Here is a 958-nt window from a genome sequence, read left to right on the forward strand (position 1 = left end):
AGTCCGTTCAAAGTCGCTTCGAGCGCGATCAGCCTTTCGCAGATGGTAACGAGAAGAGACCGGGTCCGCGCATCCTGGCTGGGCTTGCGTGCCACGCTTTGTCCGGCCGCTTTCGCCATCGGCACGACGGCAGGTGAAACAACCGGCTTTGCCGGTATCCAGGCATGCGGGCCGACCGGCGCCTGCAAGGCGGTTTCGCGCGCCGCATCCAGCCGGATCAGCGACAGCGAGAAGCCGTTCATGTTGAGCGCCGTCATCAGCGGGCCCGGCCCGATCGTCAGTTTGATGGTTTTGGCCAACGGCGAGGCAAGCACCGCATTGGCGATAACGGACATTTCCAGCGGCGGCACGGAGCCGAGATTGTTGATCAGCAAGGCGTAGGTGGCCTTGGGATCAAGCCGTGCCGCGAGGCGCTCCGCCATGATCGCCACCAGCCTGTCGGCGCTCTGCACCGCAATCCGCTCGACGCCCGGCTCGCCGTGAATGCCAAGGCCGAGTTCGCCATCGTTCTCGCCAAATCTGTCTTCGTGCGGCTGGCCCGGGATCGAGCAGGACGACAGCGACATGCCGAGCGAAACTATGTCCTTAGCCGCCGCCCGCGCCGCTGCCGCGATTTCAGCCAGATCGTGGCCGGCTTCCGACAGGTGGCCTGATATCTTGTGCACGAACAAGGTGCCGGCAACGCCGCGCGGCTGGGTGATGTCGGGCAAAGCGATATCGTCGGCGACAATGACCATCTCGACACGAAACCCTTCGGCGCGCGCCTTCTCTGCCGCCAGGCCGAAATTGAGACGGTCGCCGGTGTAGTTCTTGACGATCAGCAGGCAGCCGGCCGGGCCGGTGACCGCGCGAATGGCGGCCAGCACCGCTTCGACGCTTGGCGAGGCAAAGATCTCGCCCGAAACCGCCGCCGTCAGCATGCCCCTGCCGACGAAACCGGCATGTGAAGGCTCGTGCC

Annotated in this window: 1 protein-coding gene; it reads right to left on the reverse strand. The window is 65.0% G+C overall.

Translation table 11 applies throughout. From position 1 onward, the window contains the following. Window positions 1–958: dihydroxyacetone kinase subunit DhaK (locus EN884_RS37060; RefSeq protein WP_164895465.1), on the reverse strand; the 958-nt coding region annotated here is incomplete at both ends.

The organism is Mesorhizobium sp. M7A.F.Ca.AU.001.01.1.1, assembly GCF_004022735.1.
GTDB classification, from domain to species: domain Bacteria; phylum Pseudomonadota; class Alphaproteobacteria; order Rhizobiales; family Rhizobiaceae; genus Mesorhizobium; species Mesorhizobium ciceri.